This window comes from Kitasatospora sp. NPDC088346 (assembly GCF_044740765.1).
Lineage (GTDB): Bacteria > Actinomycetota > Actinomycetes > Streptomycetales > Streptomycetaceae > Kitasatospora.
Map to the genome: position 1 here is coordinate 53835 of NZ_JBIURH010000025.1, position 18091 is coordinate 71925.

At 74.5% G+C, this 18091-nt stretch carries 18 protein-coding genes and 1 pseudogene; 15 read left to right on the top strand and 4 right to left on the bottom strand.

Features of this window, described 5'->3' with window-relative positions; all coding sequences use genetic code 11:
- The first annotated feature begins 167 nt into the window (after positions 1 to 167).
- From ACIOFR_RS26895 to ACIOFR_RS26905, 3 genes are all read left to right on the top strand, one after another.
- Positions 168 to 794, top strand: coding sequence for a hypothetical protein (locus tag ACIOFR_RS26895; RefSeq protein WP_401001604.1), 627 nt, complete (start codon positions 168 to 170; stop codon positions 792 to 794).
- 17 nt (positions 795 to 811) lie between these two features.
- Positions 812 to 1036, top strand: coding sequence for a hypothetical protein (locus ACIOFR_RS26900; protein ID WP_401001606.1), 225 nt, complete (start codon positions 812 to 814; stop codon positions 1034 to 1036).
- Positions 1037 to 1218: 182 nt separating this feature from the next.
- The gene (locus ACIOFR_RS26905; protein ID WP_401001608.1) at positions 1219 to 2010 is read left to right on the top strand and encodes a DUF4239 domain-containing protein; all 792 of its coding nucleotides are present in this window, start codon (positions 1219 to 1221) and stop codon (positions 2008 to 2010) included.
- A 52-nt stretch (positions 2011 to 2062) separates the two neighbouring features.
- On the opposite strand, the gene ACIOFR_RS26910 is transcribed toward ACIOFR_RS26905, so the two are convergent.
- Positions 2063 to 2407, bottom strand: a complete 345-nt coding sequence (locus ACIOFR_RS26910) for a hypothetical protein (protein WP_401001610.1) — start codon at positions 2405 to 2407, stop codon at positions 2063 to 2065.
- 431 nt (positions 2408 to 2838) lie between these two features.
- Here ACIOFR_RS26910 and ACIOFR_RS26915 point away from each other — a divergent pair, with 431 nt between their 5' ends.
- Positions 2839 to 3543 carry a siderophore-interacting protein gene (locus ACIOFR_RS26915; RefSeq protein ID WP_401001611.1) on the top strand — a complete coding sequence of 235 codons (705 nt, stop codon included), beginning with the start codon at positions 2839 to 2841 and terminating at the stop codon, positions 3541 to 3543.
- Complete coding sequence (locus tag ACIOFR_RS26920) at positions 3540 to 4937, top strand: MFS transporter (protein WP_401001613.1); 1398 nt, start codon at positions 3540 to 3542, stop codon at positions 4935 to 4937. The genes ACIOFR_RS26915 and ACIOFR_RS26920 overlap by 4 nt, the downstream gene beginning before the upstream one ends.
- A 66-nt stretch (positions 4938 to 5003) precedes the next feature.
- Here the strand turns inward: ACIOFR_RS26920 and ACIOFR_RS26925 are convergent, their stop codons facing one another.
- Positions 5004 to 5897, bottom strand: a complete 894-nt coding sequence (locus ACIOFR_RS26925; RefSeq protein WP_401001615.1) for an NADP-dependent oxidoreductase — start codon at positions 5895 to 5897, stop codon at positions 5004 to 5006.
- Positions 5898 to 5966: 69 nt separating this feature from the next.
- Between ACIOFR_RS26925 and ACIOFR_RS26930 the strand changes: the two genes are divergently transcribed.
- Positions 5967 to 6542: a TetR/AcrR family transcriptional regulator gene (locus ACIOFR_RS26930; protein ID WP_401001616.1), complete on the top strand. Its 576-nt coding sequence runs from the start codon at positions 5967 to 5969 to the stop codon at positions 6540 to 6542.
- Positions 6543 to 6741: 199 nt separating this feature from the next.
- Positions 6742 to 7311 (top strand): TetR/AcrR family transcriptional regulator, encoded by a 570-nt coding sequence (locus tag ACIOFR_RS26935; protein WP_401001618.1) that lies wholly within the window; start codon positions 6742 to 6744, stop codon positions 7309 to 7311.
- Positions 7312 to 7561: 250 nt separating this feature from the next.
- Here the strand turns inward: ACIOFR_RS26935 and ACIOFR_RS26940 are convergent, their stop codons facing one another.
- Positions 7562 to 8491 carry a chitosanase gene (locus ACIOFR_RS26940; RefSeq protein ID WP_401001619.1) on the bottom strand — a complete coding sequence of 310 codons (930 nt, stop codon included), beginning with the start codon at positions 8489 to 8491 and terminating at the stop codon, positions 7562 to 7564.
- A gap of 368 nt (positions 8492 to 8859) precedes the next feature.
- Between ACIOFR_RS26940 and ACIOFR_RS26945 the strand changes: the two genes are divergently transcribed.
- The 3 genes from ACIOFR_RS26945 to ACIOFR_RS26955 are packed head-to-tail and all read left to right on the top strand — an operon-like array spanning position 8860 to position 10717.
- Positions 8860 to 9456, top strand: a complete 597-nt coding sequence (locus ACIOFR_RS26945) for a hypothetical protein (protein WP_401001621.1) — start codon at positions 8860 to 8862, stop codon at positions 9454 to 9456.
- 32 nt (positions 9457 to 9488) lie between these two features.
- Positions 9489 to 10022: a SigE family RNA polymerase sigma factor gene (locus ACIOFR_RS26950; RefSeq protein WP_401001622.1), complete on the top strand. Its 534-nt coding sequence runs from the start codon at positions 9489 to 9491 to the stop codon at positions 10020 to 10022.
- The gene (locus ACIOFR_RS26955) at positions 10019 to 10717 is read left to right on the top strand and encodes a hypothetical protein (RefSeq protein ID WP_401001623.1); all 699 of its coding nucleotides are present in this window, start codon (positions 10019 to 10021) and stop codon (positions 10715 to 10717) included. The genes ACIOFR_RS26950 and ACIOFR_RS26955 overlap by 4 nt, the downstream gene beginning before the upstream one ends.
- 290 nt (positions 10718 to 11007) lie before the next feature.
- Here the strand turns inward: ACIOFR_RS26955 and ACIOFR_RS26960 are convergent, their stop codons facing one another.
- The gene (locus ACIOFR_RS26960; RefSeq protein ID WP_401001624.1) at positions 11008 to 11613 is read right to left on the bottom strand and encodes a hypothetical protein; all 606 of its coding nucleotides are present in this window, start codon (positions 11611 to 11613) and stop codon (positions 11008 to 11010) included.
- A gap of 519 nt (positions 11614 to 12132) precedes the next feature.
- On the opposite strand from ACIOFR_RS26960, the gene ACIOFR_RS26965 reads away from it, so the two are divergent.
- The 5 genes and pseudogenes from ACIOFR_RS26965 to ACIOFR_RS26985 all read left to right on the top strand — a co-directional run.
- Entirely contained in the window at positions 12133 to 13542 is a 1410-nt protein-coding gene (locus ACIOFR_RS26965; RefSeq protein WP_401001626.1) for a prenyltransferase/squalene oxidase repeat-containing protein, read from the top strand.
- The gene (locus tag ACIOFR_RS26970; protein ID WP_401001627.1) at positions 13539 to 14462 is read left to right on the top strand and encodes a hypothetical protein; all 924 of its coding nucleotides are present in this window, start codon (positions 13539 to 13541) and stop codon (positions 14460 to 14462) included. Before ACIOFR_RS26965 ends, ACIOFR_RS26970 begins: the two co-directional genes overlap by 4 nt.
- Positions 14459 to 15667 carry an energy-coupling factor transporter transmembrane protein EcfT gene (locus ACIOFR_RS26975; RefSeq protein ID WP_401001628.1) on the top strand — a complete coding sequence of 403 codons (1209 nt, stop codon included), beginning with the start codon at positions 14459 to 14461 and terminating at the stop codon, positions 15665 to 15667. Before ACIOFR_RS26970 ends, ACIOFR_RS26975 begins: the two co-directional genes overlap by 4 nt.
- Positions 15664 to 17280, top strand: coding sequence for an ABC transporter ATP-binding protein (locus tag ACIOFR_RS26980; protein WP_401001629.1), 1617 nt, complete (start codon positions 15664 to 15666; stop codon positions 17278 to 17280). The genes ACIOFR_RS26975 and ACIOFR_RS26980 overlap by 4 nt, the downstream gene beginning before the upstream one ends.
- Positions 17277 to 18080 (top strand): annotated as a pseudogene (locus tag ACIOFR_RS26985) (ECF transporter S component); the annotation flags it as partial. The gene ACIOFR_RS26980 and the pseudogene ACIOFR_RS26985, both read left to right, overlap by 4 nt.
- Positions 18081 to 18091: the final 11 nt, after the last annotated feature.

Genomic DNA, 18091 nt, shown 5'->3' on the forward strand with positions numbered 1-18091 from the left:
CGGAGCGCGCCGCACTCCCCGGTTCCGACATCGCCGTGCGGGGCCGCGGGCCCGGAACAAGCCCGTCCTCGGCGGTTTCGAGCCGCTGCGCCCGGCTTCTCTGTGTTCGGAGCGTTCCGTGGCGTCAGCATGTCCCCGAGGCAGACATCCGTCGGAAGGACATGACCTTGATCCGCAAGACAGCCTTCGTGGTGGCCGCCGTCGTGCTGCTCGCCGCGCCGATGGCGGGGACCGCGGGCGCCGCGACCACCACCCCGTCCCCCTCAACCGCCCCGGCCGGGGCGGCGCCGGCCGCCGAGCCGCCGGGCAGCGTCGTCCAGCACTGGGGCTTCGACGGCACCGAGGAGTGGCACAGCGGGCTCCTGGACGCCACCGAGGCGCAGAACAACGACCCCGCCGCGTTCGCCCCCGCACCGGCGAAGGCTGCGAGCCCCGGTGCGGCGACCCAGGGGCCGTGGACCTGCTCGACGTGGGCCCGGCCCACCGTGACCGCGCCGGGAGGCCTGTCCTCCAGCAGCCACTCGATCTGCTCGGGCGACTTCCTCTACCACTACACCAAGGGCCAGTTCCTGCGTTCCTCCTGGTCCGGGCCGCGTGCCTACACCGGCTGGACGAACGGCCCGACCCAGTACTCGCCCAACGAGGTCGACGACGTCCTCTGGTACATCGGCTGCCCCGGTGGCGGCACGTACAACTACAACCTCCAGGTCCAGAGCCACCTGGTGGACACCAGGGGCGACCACGGGGGACCGTACGAGGTAGGCGCCTACGTCCGTGCCGCCTGCGGAACCTGACGACGGGACACCTCACCATGGCCAAGTTGCTGGACCGCCTGCTCCCGGTGATCGACGGGATCGTCCACCGCCTGTCCCCGCCGTCTGACCGGGGGACGTTCGCCCGCCGGCCCGGGCGACGACGGCCCACCGGGGGCTGGGCGGACCGCTACCGGACCTGGCGCGGCAGCCGGCCGGTCGACCTCCGCCGGCCCACCGCGACCGCGATGCAGCCCGGGGACCTCCCCCCGGACCTCCGGTAGCCCAGGCAGCGCAGCACCACCGAGGCAGGCTCTCGACGCGGTCACCGGAGCGGGACCCGGGAGGCCGACGGATCGGGGGTCACCCGGTGGTGTGAATCTCTTCGCGCCTGCCCGTGGTGGCACACGAGACCGCGGTGCGGATCGTTTCTGCGGTCGCCGTGCCCCGCCTAGACTCCGCGTCCATGTCGCTATGGCTGCTCAACAACCTCAGCACCTTCACGCTGGCCGTCGTCGCCGTCGGTGGAACCATTCTCCTGGCCGTCGCCGGCAGCGTGCTGGTGCGCCGCAGGTACCCGTCGCTGGCCCGTGGTGAGCACAACGACATGGTCGGTGTGACGCTGGGGATGTTCGGCGCCATCTACGGGATCATCCTCGCGTTCGTGATCGTCACCCTGTGGACGCAGCTGGACGCGACCCAGACCATCGTCGCCTCCGAGGCCACCGACGCGGCGCTCATCGCCCGTGACGCCACCGCGTTCCCGGTGTCGGTGCGGGCCGGGCTGGACTCGGCCATGAGCGGTTACGTCCACGCGGTCGTCGAGGACCAGTGGCCGCGGATGCGCGCCGGTGACCCCAGCTACGGGGCCACCGAGGCCCATCTGCAGAACGCGTTCCACGTGCTCCAGACGTACGACCCCAAGGGTCAGGCGGAGCAGGTCTTCTACGAGCAGGCCGTCGACCGTCTCAACGACGTGGCCGCCCAGCGCCGGGCCCGCATCACCATGGCACGCCAGGAACTCCCCCCGCTGCTGCAGGTGTTGGCCTTCGGCGGGGCACTCGTCCTGATCCCGCTCACGTTCCTCTACGGTCTGCGCAAGCTGCGGGTGCAGATCCTGTTCGTCGCCTCGGTCGCCGGGCTGATCGGCTTCAGCCTGCTGCTGGTCTTCGTCCTGGACCGTCCGTTCTCCGGCGACCTCAGCGTCAGCCCGGCCCCGTACCGGGAAGGAGCCCTCGCCCAGTACTGGACCGGGTGACCGTGCGTTCGGCAGGCGAGGGCGCCGGCGCGGCGGGGACGGGCGGTTCGGATCAGGGGGTGTAGCTGACCCAGCCCTTGGTGACGGTGGTGTTGGGCGGGCAGTACAGGTAGACGTTCAGGAAGGTGGTGTGCGGGCCGTCGCTCCGTGAGGATCCGTCGGAGCAGTTGACGTTCACCCACCACTTGCTGGTGCCCCAGGCCGAGCAGGAAATGCTGTAGTACCACTGGCCGTTGAGGAACCCGATGGTCGGGCTGCTGCAGTTGATGCCCTCGGTGCGGGTCGGCGACGCCGACTGGGCCTGGGCGGCCGGGGCGGTGAGGACTCCCGCCGCCGCGACCCCGGCCAGCAGACAGCCGGCGATGCCGAACCTCTTGCTCCTGATGTTCCTGCGCACGATGGTTCCGTCCTCGTCGTCGGTGGTGACGGTGCCGCTGGGACCCGCGGCCGGGACGCGCCTCGGCGAATATAGTGAGGGACCGTCGAGTTCCGCATATGACGGTGGAAAAGTCGCCACGGCAGTCGTGCGCTGCCGGTTCGCCCGTGTCGGCGCCGCGGGTGCGCCCGGCGGGGCGTACCGGGTCGCCCGAGTCACGCAGGCCCCACCCCCGGGAGCGTTGATCGGCCGAAAGCGGGCGGCTTCGGCGTTGTCGCTCATCACGTACCGGGCGCGGTCGGGCCGGAGTCGGGCCCGGCACTGCGCGAGCTTAACGAGGCATGGTGTCTCGTAATGATGCTACTCTCATTACGAGGCACGTTGCCTCGTAATGGGGGTGGGTGGCCGCAGATGCGCCTGACCGCCCCGGACGCCATAGGAACTGGGAAGCCATGAAAGCAATCCATCGCTGCATCGTGCTCGGCCGACGCCACCTCACTCCCCGCACGGTCAGACTCACCATCAGCGGCCCGAGCCTCATCGGACTGAGGCCCCACCCGGCGCAGGACATCGAGGTGCTGCTCACCACCGCGCCCGGGAGCCGGGTCAAGCGGCGCTACACGATCCGTCACGCTCGCCCGCAGGACGGCCAGTGGGACGTCGACGCGGTCCTGCACGCGAACGGCGGACCGGGCAGCACCTGGGCTGCACACGCGGAGCCCGGTTCGCCCGTGGAAGTCGTCGGCCCCCGCGGAAAGCTGCAACTGCGGCCGGCCGACGGCCATCTGTTCGTCGGCGACGAAGCCTCCCTGCCGGCGATCGCGGCCCTGACCGAGGCACTGTCGAGCGACCAGGACACCACCGCCGTCATCGAGACCGACTCCGGCGCCGACCGGCTCCCCGTCGCGGCGGGCCGCGTCCGCTGGCTGGAGCGCTCCGGCCGCCCGCCCGGCGATCCGGAGTCGCTGCTCACGGCGGTCGAGCGGGAACTGCGGGCAAGGCGGTACGGGCAGGTCTACGTCCTCGCCGAGGCGCGGGTGACCCGGGTGGTCCGCGAACTGGTGCACGGCGCCGGCGTCCGCCCCGAGTGCGTGTTCGCCAAGGGCTACTGGACCGCGGACGCCCGGCCCGCCGTGGCCCCAGGCACCCCGGCGTGACGGCGCGCGCCGAGGAGGCCGAACCCGAACTCCGCGACGCACTGACGAGCCGTCGGACCAGGTCGGCCTTCCGGGGCCTCCTGGCCGCACGACTGCTCGGCGCCCTCGCCGACGGCGTCATGCTGCCCTTCGTCATCCTGTGGGCCCACCGCGTCGGCGGACTGGGCGGAGCAGCGGCAGGCGCGCTCTTCCTGGTCCAGGCGGTGGGTGAGTTCACCGGCGGACTCGCCGGAGGTTTCCTGGCCGATCGGATCGGCCACCGCCGTACGCTGCTGATCTCCACGACCGGGATGGCAGTCGGCTACGGCAGCCTGTCCCTGGTCCACCACGCGCCCCTCGCCCTGGGCCTTTTCCTGCTCGCGGGGCTGTTCGAATCAGCGTTCCACCCCACCATCGCGGCCCTCGTCGGCGACCTGCACGCCGACGAGGAGCTCCACCATGCCTACGGGCTGACCCGCGTGGTCGCCAGCATCGGCAGCGTCGTCGGCCCGATCCTCGGGGCGGTGGTCGTCTCCTTCTCGCTGTGCGGCGTGTTCGCCACGACGGGCGTCCTGCTCGCCGGCGCCGTCCTCGCGGTGTTCGCCGCGGTCCCGTCCGACCGCACGATCGGGCCGGAGAGGGCTCAGGAGGACCCCGGGGAGAAGGAGGCGGCCGGCGCACTCGCGCAGATCCTGCGCGACCGCAGGCTCGCTCTGCTCGTCCTCGGCGGCGGCCTGCTCAGCATCACCTTCACCTGGTGGGAGGCGGACGGCCTGGTACTGCTGCGCCCACTCGACTCCCTGGGAGCCACCGCCTACGCGATCCTCTTCGCCGTCCACGCCGTCGCCACCGTCCTGTTCCAGATCCCGGTCAGCCGTTGGAGCCGCCACCGCAGCACCCCCTGGCTGCTCTTCCTGGGTGCCGCGCTCCAAGGTGCGGGCCTCGCGGGATTCGCCGCCGCCGGGCTCGGCTATCCCGTCCTGGTCGTGGCCGTCCTCGTCGTCTCCCTCGGGATGATGATCTCCGGCCCCGCCACCTCGGCGTTCGTCAGCCGCCGTGCCACGCCGGGGCGCACCGCCACCTATCAGGCGGCTCTCTCCACCACGCAGGACATCGGCACCGCGATCGGGCCCACCTCCGGGCTCGCCCTCGGTCGCGTCGGCTCCCCGGTCCTGGTCTGGCTACTCGCCCTGCCGCTCGGCCTTGCCGCCGGCCTGGCCACCGCGCGGGCCGCCCGTCTCCCTCCCGCTCCGGCCCCCCGGGCCGCACCGGCTCCCGGCCCGGAACGCCTCGTGAAGCACATGCCTCCGACCGGCGCGACGCCTGCGGACCGGGCCGGATTCGACCTCGCCCGGAAGGCGGTGGGCGAGCGACCCGGTCGCGCAGGACGCCGCGGTCGCGTGGACGAGGCGTAGCCGCTCCGGCTTCGTCCGACGCGCTTCACCGGTCGGTCCGGGAGGGGGCGACGGGCGGGCGGCGGCTCAGACGACCAGGACCCGGCGCCCCCGGGTGTGGCCGGCGCGGCTGTCGGCGTGCGCCGCCGCTGCCTCGGTGAGCAGGTACGACCTGTCGACCGGGATGTGCAGCCTTCCCCGGGAGATGAGGTCGACGGCCTCGGTGAGCGCGTCGGGCACGCTCCCGGCCACGCCGGAGAACCGGACGCCCAGCCGCGGCGCGCCGAGGTCGGCGATGGAGATGACCTTGCGCGGGTCCCCGGTCAGCTCGACGAGTTCGCGGATCACGCCCGAGCCGGCCAGGTCGAGGGCCGCGTCGACTCGGCCGAGGTGCCGCACCCGCTCGACCCAGCCCTCGCCGTAGGTCGTGGCGAGGGCACCCAGGCCGCGCAGGTAGTCCTGGTTGGCGGCCCCGGCCGTGCCGATCACCGTGATGCCGCGCTCGCGGGCGATCTGCAGCACTGCCGACCCGACGCCGCCGGACGCACCGCTGACCAGCAGCGTCTGCCCGGGCCCCACGCCGACCTCGCGGATGATGCGCAGCGCGGTCTCCACCACGGACGGGTACCCGGCCGCCTCCTCGAAGGCCAGTCCCTCGGGCATGCGGGCCCAGGCCGACAGCACGGCGAACTCGGCGTACGTGTCGGTGCCTTCACCGAACACATGGTCGCCGATCTCGATCCCCTCGACGCCCTCGCCGATCTCGTCCACCACCCCGGCGGCGTCCAGCCCGACCCCGGCAGGCAGCTCGACCGGGTGGGCTCCCAGGACCTGGCCCTCCCGGATCCTCCAGTCGACGGGGTTCACACCCGCCGCCCGTACGGCGATGCGTATCCGGCCGGGGCCCGCGTGGGGCTCCTCGGCTTCCACCAGGCGCAGGACTTCGGGACCGCCGAACTCGGCGAAGCTCACTTTTCTCATGCGGCCACGATAGCCCTAACCGTTAGGGTTTCACAACGGTTAGCTATTTGCATCTGGTAGTGTCATGCCATGATCGAGCCGCCAGGACGTCGGGAACGCAAGAAGGCCGCGACCCGTCAGAAGATCGCCGACACCGCGCTGCGGCTCTTCCTGGAGCGCGGGTACGACGCCGTGGGTATCCGTGACGTGGCGGCCGAGGCCGACGTGGCCGTCACCACGGTCTTCTCCCACTTCGCCTCGAAAGAGGCCCTGGTGTTCGAGCGCGACCAGGACTTCGAGCAGCGCCTCCTGCGGGCGGTCACCGACCGGGCCCCGCACGAGCGACTCGTCCCGGCGCTGCGTCGGGAGATCCGGGCTCTGGTGCGGCACTGCACGGCAGAGGGCACAGCCCCGGTCCGGCGCATGATCGAGGGGTCACCCGCCCTGTGCCAGTACGAGGAGTCGATGCAACTGCGTCACGCGCAGGCGCTGGCGTCGGCTCTGGCCGCCGATCCGCACCTGTCCCGGAGCGTGACGGCCTGCCAGGCGACCGCGCGGTTCACCATCGACGCCTACGCGCTCGCCTGCCGGGCGGCCGATCCCGGGGCCACGGTCGACGAGGTCTTCCGGATGATCGAGGCGGCATGGGAGGCCACCACACCCTGAGCCGGGGTCGCCGCTGGTGTGACGGCCCGCAACTGCACGGCGGAGAAGGCGGGGTGAGGTCGGTACGGAACCCGCGCGCAGCCGAGTGGTCGGCATGGCGTCCAGGTGTTCTGGACGGCTCCGTCCCCCCCGAGGAAGGCGGCCGCCCGGTCCCTGATTCACGGGGGAGGGCTACGGAACGTCTCGATATGCTGGGGATATGACCGGTTCCGCCGCCCCCGGGCGCCCCCGCAGCGAGGATGCCCGTGTCGCCGTACTGCAGGCGATCGACGACCTGCTCGGCGAGGTCGGCTACGCCGCGATGACCATCAAAGGCATCGCCGAGCGTGCAGGGGTCGGACGGATGACCGTCTACCGGTGGTGGCCGACCAAGGCGCACATCCTGATCGAAGCCTGCGATCAGGACGCACGCAGCGAGCTGGCCTTCACCCCGCACGCCGACCCGGTCCGCGCCATGACCGACTTCCTGGTCAAGCTGGCCACCTTTCTCACGGCCTCACCCGCAGGCGCGGCCTACCGGGCGCTGCTCGGTGAAGCTCAGCACGACCCCGAGGTCAGTCGGCTCGTCGCCGAAGCCGACCTGCTGGCCGCACCGGCCCGTGCCGTCGTGGATCACGTCAGGACCCGTCTCGACGCCGTCCCGGAGGACCGGTTCGCGGTCGCCGGCCTGTGCGGACCGCTCGTCCTGATGGTGCTGACCGGCATGCCCGCGCCCGCACGCCCGGCCTTGCGCTCGATGGCTCGCCAACTCGCCACGGCATGGGCCTGACCGAGGCGACGTACCCGGCTCCGACCGGCCGGTGTGCACCCTGGAGGCCGGCCACGCCGATGTCATCGTGATCGCCCGTCAGCTCACGGCCGGTCTCAGCCCGTCGGAGCAGGACGCCGTCCTCCACCGGTGGAAGTCGACGCGAGCGACAGGCCGGTCACTGCGCACGCTCGCGGTGCCCGTCCCGCCACCGAGCACGAGCCCGGGTGCCTCCGACGGGCGCCCGGGAACGCTGCGCCGCTCGCCCCCGTCAGTGCGCGATGGTGTACGAGTCGCCGTGGATGGTCCAGCGCAACGGGGTGGCCAGGGTCAGGTTGCCGGCGCGCAGGAAGGCCGCCTGGACGGAGTCCACCCGGTCGGTGTCGTGCTGCGCAGCGGCCATCACCGACCGGCGGGCGTTCAGGAACGCGGTCAGGTAGGCGGTCTCGTCGCCGCCCCGGGACGGCGGCAGCGCCTTGGCGAGGGCGGCCGCGCGGATGCCGCCGAAGCTCCGCGGTCCGGTGCCGGGGCCGTGCATCACCAGCGCGTCGTAGTAGGCGAACTGGCCGAGCGCGTGCAGGCCGTCCGCCTTGGCCTGGCGGACCGCCGGGGTGAAGTAGGCCCGGTCGCGTTCCTCGTCCTGCGCCCGCTGGAAGGCGGGGTCCTGGGCGGCGGCCCGCCAGTCCTCGGTGAACGTCGGGTCGAGCCCTTCGTGCGAGTCGGTGCCGTTCACCTGCTGCAGCGCGGGCAGGTAGCGGACCAGCCGGTTGCCGGGGCTGAGGGTCTGGTAGTGCCGGACCAGCTGGAGCATGTCGTCGGTGGCCGAGGTGAAGCCGATGATGCCGCCGGTGTAGCCGCGGCCGTCCTCGATGTCCTCGATGTACTTGTACTGGGCCCGCCAGTCCAGCGAGGAGTTCTCCGCGCTGGAGACGAGCTGCTGGGCGATGTCCTTCATCCGGGGGCTGTCCAGCGCCGGGCTCTCACCCAGCGCGGCACCGGGGCTGGGGCTGCCGCTGGGCGAGGGGGAGGGGCTCGGGGACGGTACGGCGGCGGCGCTCGGCCCGGCCAGCGCCGAGATCTCGCCCTGGTCCACCGGCCCACCGGGGTCGGTGACGGGCTCCGGTACGGTCCCCGCCGTGACGTGGTCGTCGGAGTGCGAACCACCGCCGAGCGCGACCCCCGTCGCCGCGGCCACCGCCACCGCGACCAGCAGGGTCGCCGCCAGCCGCCGCGGTCTCCGGGCTCTCCGCGTTCTCCTGGTCCCTCGCACGGCACGCCTGTGACCCATGGCGCATGCTCTCCGATCGTGGACGTCGACAACCGGCGAGCAGTCTACTGATGCTTTTCGGCCCGTCGTCCCTGGTCGTGGGCCCCTCGGACACCTCGCCGCCGACCCCACGGCGTCCACCCGTGTGGCCCGGAGCTCGCGCGAAGCGGGTCCGGACCGCGTGGGCGCCCTCCCGTACCGCTCCGGTCGATGCGTGCAACCCGTTCGGCGGAGCGGGAGTACTGACGGGTGGAGAGGCGCCGCTCCTGCCGTTCACCCATTGCACGATCCAAGGAGAAACCATGACCCGAGCACGGACCAAGCTCCTCGCGGGCGCCGCGGCCGCAGCCGCGCTGGCCGGCCTCGCCCTGAGCACGTCCGCCAGCGCCGACTCCACCCCCGCGCCCGGCCCGACCGCCGCGCCCGTCTCCTCGGGGCCGGACGCCGCGCCGCTGTCGCAGGTGGTGGGGAGTGGTGTGCTGGACGGTGCCGACTGGTCGGTGACGTTGACGTACTATCCCGTGGTTCCTGCCGACTACGCGCCGGGGGAGCGGACCGCGGGGAGTCTGGTGTGCCTGCGGACGGCCTTCGAGGGGCGGGTCACCAGCCCGTACGGTGACTGCGCGGGGGTGAAGGGCCCGACCGACACCGGCCCGATCGGGATGTACGGCCAGCACACCCTTCCCAACGGCGCCGATCTGTTCGTCGCCCAGCCCGCGGCGAACGTGGCGACTGCCACCATGAGCTTCGGCAACGCCGCACCCACCACCGCCACCACCGTCACCATTCCCGGCACCGCCTTCACCGCGTACGTCATCCCCGTGCCCGCGGCCTCCCACCAGAGCGCCCTCGACGAGTACGACACCGAACACCACCCCGTCGGCCACCAGAAGTTCTGACCCCCTCACCGACCCGAAGGATTCCCATTTCCGTGCGCAGCGGCCGAGAGCGAGCCGGCGAGGACGCCGGCTTCAGCGAGTTCGTGGTGGCCCGGTGGGGGGCACTGGTGCAGACCGCCTATCTGCTCACCGGTGACTTCCACGACGCCGAGGACCTGGTGCAGACCACCCTTGCGAAGGCGTATCCGCACTGGCGGCGGATCGAGCCGGACACCGCCGCGAGCTATCTGCGACGCGCACTGGTGAACAACAACCGCAGCCGGCACCGGCGGCGAAGGGTCAGCCACCTGCTGACGCCCTTCCTGCCGGACACCCCGGCCCCGGCGGTCACCCACGGCGGCGAGGACCGCGACCTGCTGGTCGCGGCCCTTGCCGGGCTGCCCGAACGCCAGCGGGCCGTGGTGGTACTGCGGTACTGGGAGGACCTGAGCCTGGAGCAGGTCGCCGACGAACTCGGCTGCAGCATCGGCACGGTGAAGAGCCAGGCGTCCCGTGCGCTGGCCAGGCTGCGCTCCGACCCCACCCTGCTCGACCACGCCGCCGACCTGGTGGGAGCGACCCCGTGACCGATCGACTCCACGACGCCCTCGCCCGTGCGGCCGGGCGCATCACCCCGTCGCCCGCACCGGTCACCGAGATCCTGCGGTCGGGCCGGGCCAGACGCACCCGCCGCCGGGCCCTGACCGGCGTCGCGGCCTGCGCCCTGACCTGCGCCCTGGCCGGAGCCCTCGCGCTCACCTCGGACCAGCGGGGCCCGGCGGGCCCACCCCGGGTCCAGTTCGGCGCCGCGCCCCCGCCCCCGGTGGCGGGCCAGCTGTCGCAGGTGGTGGGGAGTGGTGTGCTGGACGGTGCCGACTGGTCGGTGACGTTGACGTACTATCCCGTGGTTCCTGCCGACTACGCGCCGGGGGAGCGGACCGCGGGGAGTCTGGTGTGCCTGCGGACGGCCTTCGAGGGGCGGGTCACCAGCCCGTACGGTGACTGCGCGGGGGTGAAGGGCCCGACCGACACCGGCCCGATCGGGATGTACGGCCAGCACACCCTTCCCAACGGCGCCGATCTGTTCGTCGCCCAGCCCGCGGCGAACGTGGCGACTGCCACCATGAGCTTCGGCAACGCCGCACCCACCACCGCCACCACCGTCACCATTCCCGGCACCGCCTTCACCGCGTACGTCATCCCCGTGCCCGCGGCCTCCCACCAGAGCGCCCTCGACGAGTACGACACCGAACACCACCCCGTCGGTCACCAGAACCTCTGACCGAGCGTCCCGACCCGGTTCCCGGGCCGGGCGACCGGTCGGCCAACGGCACCGTCACCTCCGGTTGCGGCGCCACCCCCGCGCCCCGGCCGCCACGGTCGGCTTCCACCCGGGTCTGGGCGTCACCGGGGTGCGGCAGCGCGACGTGGCCGGGAGCCGCGAAGCGGCGGCCCTGTTCACCGGCGGAACCCGGAGCAGTACCCCGACCGGTACCGCGAGGTCTCCGGTCGCGGTCGCCCACCAGGAGGAGGGCGCTCCGGCCGAGGCCGAGGCCCAGACCGCACAGGGCACTACGAGGACCTGTCGCCCGACGGCACCGGGCGGACCGCAGCCGGTTCCGGTACGCCGAGCGCCCGTTCCGCCGTCGCCGTCACCCAGCTCGGGACCTGCGCGACCGCGATGGCCGGCGAGGCGGGGAAGTCCGGGGTGACCGACCCCTTCGGGAAGAACGCCGTCCGGCACCGCCGGCACAGCCAGGCCGCCTGCCAGACCCGGTGGCACCGCTCCCAGACCGCGCGCCGCGCCTCGGCCCCGGCCTCGGCCGCCCGGACCCGCCGCCGTCTCGTCGTCAGCTGCACGACCATCCCGGCCAGCGCCAGGGGCACGGAGAAGAACAGCGGGCCGAGGATCGCGCCCAGACGGTAGGCCAGGTCGGCGTCCTGCGGGCCGGAGAGTCCGTCGGCCATGCTCTTCAGCCCGAGGACGGTGATCACAGCCGCCACGGCGTAGAGCGCGACGGCGGGTTTGCTGCGTCCGACCACCGCCGGAGCCGGCGGAGGTGGCGGCAGGAGCAGGCTGCGCTCGGGCTCCCCGAGGGGGTGGGTGGTGTCGGCGAGGGCCAGCGGCACGCTCACGGCCTGGTCGGCCTCGGTGCACCGGGGGCATTCAGCGTTCATCGGCCGGTACTGCTCCCGGTGGTGAGTCGCACTCGGACAGGCGGTGCGTGGACGGTGTGACAGCGCATTGAAGCACAGACGTGCGACCGCCCGCCCCATGATGTCGGGAGGCGGACCCCGCCGCGTACCGCTGTCGCTCCACCGCACGGCCGGCCGGTGCGTCACCGCCGACGGTGACCCCCGGAAGCGGTTCCCGGCATCCGTCGGCGACCTCCCTGACGTCTCGCCAGCCTCCCCGGGTGCCGCTGGTCACATTCTGTGTCCGGGCTGTTGAGGTGCGTGTGCGGGCGGCGGTATGGTGCCGATCGCCTCTGGCAGGGGAAGTCCGGTCCAAGTCCGGCGCTGACCCGCAACGGTAGGCCGTCGACGTGCTGTCGGTGGTGAGCCCGATCGCCTGGCAGGGGCTTGTCCGGCTCTCATCCGTCGTGGTCTACGGGACGATGCCCAGAGGTCGTGCCCCGCCCTGCGGCGGTGGCCCTGCCCTGCGGTGCGTCTCCACGAGACGCCCCAGGAGTTACCTTGCGCACATCGTTCCGGCCGGCCGCCGTCCTGCTCGCCGCCTCCGTCGTCGTTCTGCCCGCGCTGACCGCCGTCGCGCCGTCCGCCGGTGCGGCGCCGACCGTCACCGACGCGTCGGCTGCCGCCGGGTGGGCCGGTCGCCAGTTGAAGGACGGCAACCGGGTCGAGGGGGCGTGGGGCGCGGACTTCGGCCTGACCGCCGACGTGGTGCTCGCACTGTCGGCCGCCGGGCAGGGGGAGGGCGAGGCGAAGGCCGCCACCGACTGGCTGGCCGCCAACGCCACCTCCTACCTGACCGGCGACACCCCCGGTGACATCTATGCCGGTTCGGCCGCGAAACTCGCCCTGGTCGCGGAGGTCCAGCACCGCGACCCGGCGGCCTTCGGCGGCCACGACCTGCTGGCCGAGCTCGCCGCCCGCCTGCAGTCGGACGGCCGCTACACCGATCACGCCACCTTCGGCGGGCCGGACGTCTCGGACTTCTCCAACACCTTCAGCCAGGCGTTCGCCCTGCTGGCCCTTCAGCGCCGGGGCGCCCAGGCCGTTCCGGCGAAGGCGGTCGACTTCCTGACCGCCAACCAGTGCGCCGACGGCGGCTTCCCGGTGGCCTACCCGGACAAGCCGGCCGACTGCGCCTCGGACGCCGACGGCACCGGCATGGTGGTGCAGGCCCTGCTGGCCGTCGGGCGGACCGGCGAGGCGGCGAAGGCGCTCGACTGGCTGCAGGGGCGCCAGGCCGCGGACGGCGGTTTCGGCGGGTCCGGTCCGACCGCCGCGTCCAACACCAACTCCACCGCGCTGGCCACCCAGGCGCTGCGCGCGGGCGGCCGAACGGCGGCCGCGGACAAGGGCGTCTCCTGGTTGAAGGGCCGACAGGTCGGCTGCGGGGGCGCGGTGGCGGACCGCGGCGCGGTCGGCTACCAGAAGCCGGAGGTGGACGACACCACGTTGCGCGCCACCGCCCAGGCCGTCCCGGCGCTGGCCGGTGTGTCGCTCGCCGTCGCGGACGGCCGCGGCGCCGCGGCGGGCCTGCCGGTGCTCGACTGCGCCTCGCCCAGCTCCAGCCCGAGCGGGTCCGGCTCGCCGAGCGGCAGCCCCTCAACCTCGGCCTCGGCCTCGACATCGGCGTCCGCCGCGGCGTCCGCGTCCGGATCGGTGACCGCCTCGCCGTCGCCGTCCGGCTCGCCGTCGCCCCGGCCGAGCGACGCGCCGGGCACGCCCGCCACCGCGACCGCCTCCGGTGCGGCCCTCCCGGTCGGGACGGATGACGGGGACGCGGCGGTCTCCGGCCCGCTGGCCTCCACCGGCTTCGACCCGCTGCCGCTCGTCGTCGCCGCGATCGCGATGCTGGTGCTCGGCGTCGCGGGTGTGCTGACGGCCTGCCGGCTCCGCCAGGGCAGTCACCGGTGATCCGCCGCGGCGCCGCCGCCGTGGCGGCCGCGGCGGTCGTGGGCGGCACCCTGCTGCTGCCCGCGCCGGCCCGGGCGGCGGAGGGCTGCGACGGGGTGCTGGTCGTCGTCGAGACCAGGAGCGTCCCCGACCGGCCGGGCTACGGGACCCGCACCGGCTGCGCGCCGGCACCCCGCAGTGGCATCCAGGCGCTGCAACAGGCCGGGTTCGCCGTGCGGCTCGGGACCGGCCCGTACGCGGGCGGGTTCGTCTGCGCGCTGGACGGCGCGCCGAAGGCCGGCTGCGGGGCGGTCACCAAGGACCGGTACTGGTCGTACTGGTACATGCTGCCGGGCACCGACACCTGGGTGTACAGCGCGATGGGCGCGGGCAACCGGGTCCCGCCGGACGGCAGCGTCGAGGGCTGGGTGTGGCAGGACGGGGGCGACAACGAGCCGCCCGGCCCGCGCAGCGCCAAGGCGCCGGCGCCCCCGGCCCCGACACCGCCGCCGGCCGCCACCCGCCCGCCGACGGGCGGCGGACCGACGGCACCCGCCACGCGGCCGCCGGCGGTACCCACCACCCGGCCCCCCGCCGCGGCCACGACCGGCCCCGGCAGTCCCGCGGGCGGCCCCGCGCCGGCTGTCCCGGATCCGGCGGCGGCCGAGGTCCCGCCGTCATCCGCCACCGGATCGGCGACCCCGGCGGATCCGGCTTCCGCATCCGCCGGTGACGGCGCCGCCACCGGATCGCCCGAGACCTCGGGCCCGTCGGCCGCACCGCCGTCGGCCGGCCGCGCCGACGCGGCGGAGCCGGCCGCCCACCGGGCGGGGGCGTGGCTGCCCGTGGCGCTCGGCGGGGCCGCCGTGGTGGCGCTCGCCGGGGCGGCGGTGCGGCGCCGCCGCAGCGGGCGCGGGGGCCCGGCCGGGGACCTGCCGTGAGCCTGCGCCGGGTGCTGCTGCCGCGTCAGCTGCACCCCTTCGCCTGGTGGCTGTGGGCGCTGGGTCTCGCGACCGCGGCCGGGCGGACCACCAACGTGCTGCTGCTCGCCCTGCTCGCGGCGGCCGCCGGGTACGTGGTGTCCGCGCGCCGCACCGAGGCGCCCTGGGCCGGTGCGTACGGGGTGTTCCTGCGGCTGGGCATCACGGTGGTGCTGATCCGGGTGGTGTTCCAGTCACTGCTGGTCGGTTCGGGCGGCACCACCGTCCTGCTCGACCTGCCGGAGATCCCGCTGCCCGGATGGATGGCCGGGGTGCGGCTGGGCGGCCCGGTGACCGCCGAGGCCGCCTACGCGGCACTCGACGACGGCGCCCGGCTCGCCACCATGCTGCTGTGCTTCGGCGCGGCCAACGCGCTGGCGAGCCCGGCCCGGCTGCTGCGGGCGCTGCCGCGGGCGCTGCACGAGCTGGGCGTCGCGGTCACCGTCGCGCTCGGCGCCGCGCCGCAGTTGGTCGCCGCGGTCGCCCGGGTGCGGCGTGCCCGGCGGCTGCGCGCCCTGCCGGTGAAGGGGCTGCGCGGCACCCTGTCGATCGTGGTCCCCGTCCTGGAGGAGGCGCTCGACCGGGCGCTGACCACCGCCGCCGCGCTCGACGCCCGCGGCTACGGCCGCCGCGCCACGCTCCCGGCCGGCCGCCGACGAACGGTCCACGTGCTGACCCTCGGCGGCCTGCTGGGTGTGGTGGTCGGCCTGTACGGGGTCTTCGACGCGTCCACCGTGATCCCGGTCGGACCGCTCGGCGAGGTGACCACCGGCGGCGCGGGGCCCGTGCTGCTCGCGGTTGGCCTGGCCGGCTGCGTGGTCGGGCTGCGCCTGGGCGGGGCGGCCGTCCGGCACACCCGGTACCGGCCCGACCCGTGGACCTGGCCCGAGTGGACGACCGCCCTCGCCGGCGCGGGAACGGCGCTCTGCTTCGTCCTCTCCGGCGGACCGGACTCCGGACTCGCCCCCGACCCGTGGAGCCTGGAGATCCCCGGCCTGCCGCTGCCCGCCGTCGCCGGGCTCGTCCTCGCACTGCTGCCCGCCCATCTGACACCGCCGCCACCAGCGGTCGCGGAGCGGCCCGACGCACGGCGCCCCCACCCCGGAACACCCGGCCCCGCAAAGGCCGTCACCGCATCGAACGACCCTGCGAGGTTGCAGCCGTGAACGCCGTCCACTGGGAGCAGGTCGCCTTCCACTACCCCCGTGCCGAGCACCCCGTCCTCGCCGGCGTCGACCTCGCCGTCCCGGAGGGCGAACTCGTCCTCGTCCTGGGGGAGACCGGCAGCGGCAAGTCGACGCTGCTGCGCACCGTGAACGGCGCCGTCCCGCACGCCACCGGCGGCACCCTGTACGGGCGGGTGCGCACGGCCGGACGCGACACCGCCGACCATCCGCCGCGCGAACTCGCCGACACCGTGGGCGTGGTCCCGCAGCGCCCGGCCGACGCGTTCGTCGCCGACACGGTCGAGGAGGAGATCGCCTACGGCCTGGAGTGCCTGGCGTACCGGCCGGAGGTGATGCGCCGGCGGGTCGAGGAGACCCTCGACCTGCTCGGCCTCGCCGAGCTTCGCGCCCGGCCGCTCACCGCGCTCTCCGCCGGACAGCAGCAGCGCGTGGCGCTGGCCGCCGCGTTCGCCGCGCAGCCCGCCCTGCTGGTGCTGGACGAGCCCACCAGTGCCCTCGACCCGCCGGCCGCCGAGGAGGTCCTCGCCGCGCTCACCCGCCTCGTCCACGACCTCGGTACGACCGTCCTGCTCGCCGAGCACCGGCTGGAACGCGTCGCCCAGTACGCCGACAGCGCGCTGCTCGTCCCGGGCGGGGGAAGGCCCGTCCGCTACGGCGGCCCCGCCGCGATCCTGGCCGACTCACCGGTGGCGCCCCCGGTGGTCGAGCTCTCCCGGCTGCTCGGCTGGGACCCGGTCGCGCTCAGCGTCCGCGACGCCCGCCGCCGGGCCGCCGGCCACCCGCTGCGCGACGCCGCCCCCGTCCGCCGGCCCGCCTCGGAGCCGGGCGCGCCGGTGGCCCGGGTACGCGGACTGGTCGCGCACCACGGGCCCGTCCCGGCGCTGCGCGGCGTCGACCTCACCCTGCACGCCGGCCGGATCACCGCCCTGATGGGCCGCAACGGCGCCGGCAAGTCCACCCTGCTCGGCTGCCTCGCCGGCCTGCACCGGCCCAGCGCCGGCACGGTCGAGGTCACCGGCCACCACCCCGCGCGGCTCAGGCGACGGCAGGCGGCCACCCTGGTCGGCATGGTGCCCGCCGACCCCGGGGACCTGCTGCTGCACGACCGCGTCGACCAGGAGTGCGCCGCAGCCGACCGCGAGGCCGCCGCCACCCCGGGAGCCACCGCGGCCCTGCTGGCCCGGCTGGTGCCCGGCATCGAGGCGGCCGCCCACCCGCGCGCCCTCTCCAGCGGCCAGCGCCTCGCCCTCGCCCTGGCCGTCCTGCTGGTCCGCCGCCCCAGACTGCTACTGCTGGACGAGCCCACCCGCGGCCTCGACTACCCGGCCAAGCAGCGCACCACCGAGATCCTGCGCGAACTCGCCGCGGACGGCCACGCCGTCCTGCTCGTCACCCACGACGTGGAACTCGCCGCGGCCTGCGCCGACACCGTCGCCGTCCTCGCCGACGGCGAGCTCGTCACCGACGAACCCGCCGCCGCCGCACTCGCCGCCTCGCCCGCCTTCGCCCCGCAGATCGCCAAGGTCCTCGCCCCCGCGCCCCTGCTCACCGTCGACGACGTGCGGCTCGCCCTCGCCGGAGGCACCCGATGACCGTCCCGTACCTGTCCTCCCGCACCCCGGACCTGCCCCGCCTCGGCCCCCGTTCCGTCCTCGCCCTGGTCCTCGTCACCCTGGTCGGCATCGCCGGGTTCGGCTGGCCCTTCCTCGCCGACCACACCTCCGCCGTCGCCCACGACACCGACGCCCCGTGGCTGTTCGCCCTGCTCACCGTGCTGGTCCTCGCGGTGGTGCTGACCGCACTGCTGGACGGCGCCGCCGACGCCAAGGCCGTCGCCCTGCTCGGCGTCCTCGCCGCCGTCGGCGCGGCGCTGCGCCCGCTCGGCGCCGGCACCGCCGGGCTGGAACCGATGTTCGTCGTGATGGTCCTCGGCGGCCGGGTGATGGGCCCGGCCTTCGGCTTCGCGCTCGGCTCCACCGCGATGTTCGCCTCCGCCCTGCTCACCGCCGGGATCGGCCCCTGGCTGCCGTTCCAGATGCTCACCGCCTCCTGGGTCGGCCTCGGCGCCGGGCTGCTGCCCCGTCGCCCCACCGGCCGTCCCGAGACCGCGATGCTCGCCGCCTACACCGTCGCCGCCGGCTTCGCCTACGGCATCGTCATGAACCTCTGGTTCTGGCCGCTGAGCATCGATCCCTCCTCCACGGTCGCCTACGACCCCGGGGCCGGGCCGCTCGGCAACCTCCACCGGTACGCCGTCTTCTACGCCACCACCTCGCTCGGCTGGGACGTCCCCCGCGGCATCCTCAACGCCTCTCTGGTGGTCCTCGCCGGACCGCGCCTGCTCGCCGCGCTGCGCCGCTCCGTCGACCGGGCCGCCTTCGGCACCCGGATCCGGATCCTGCG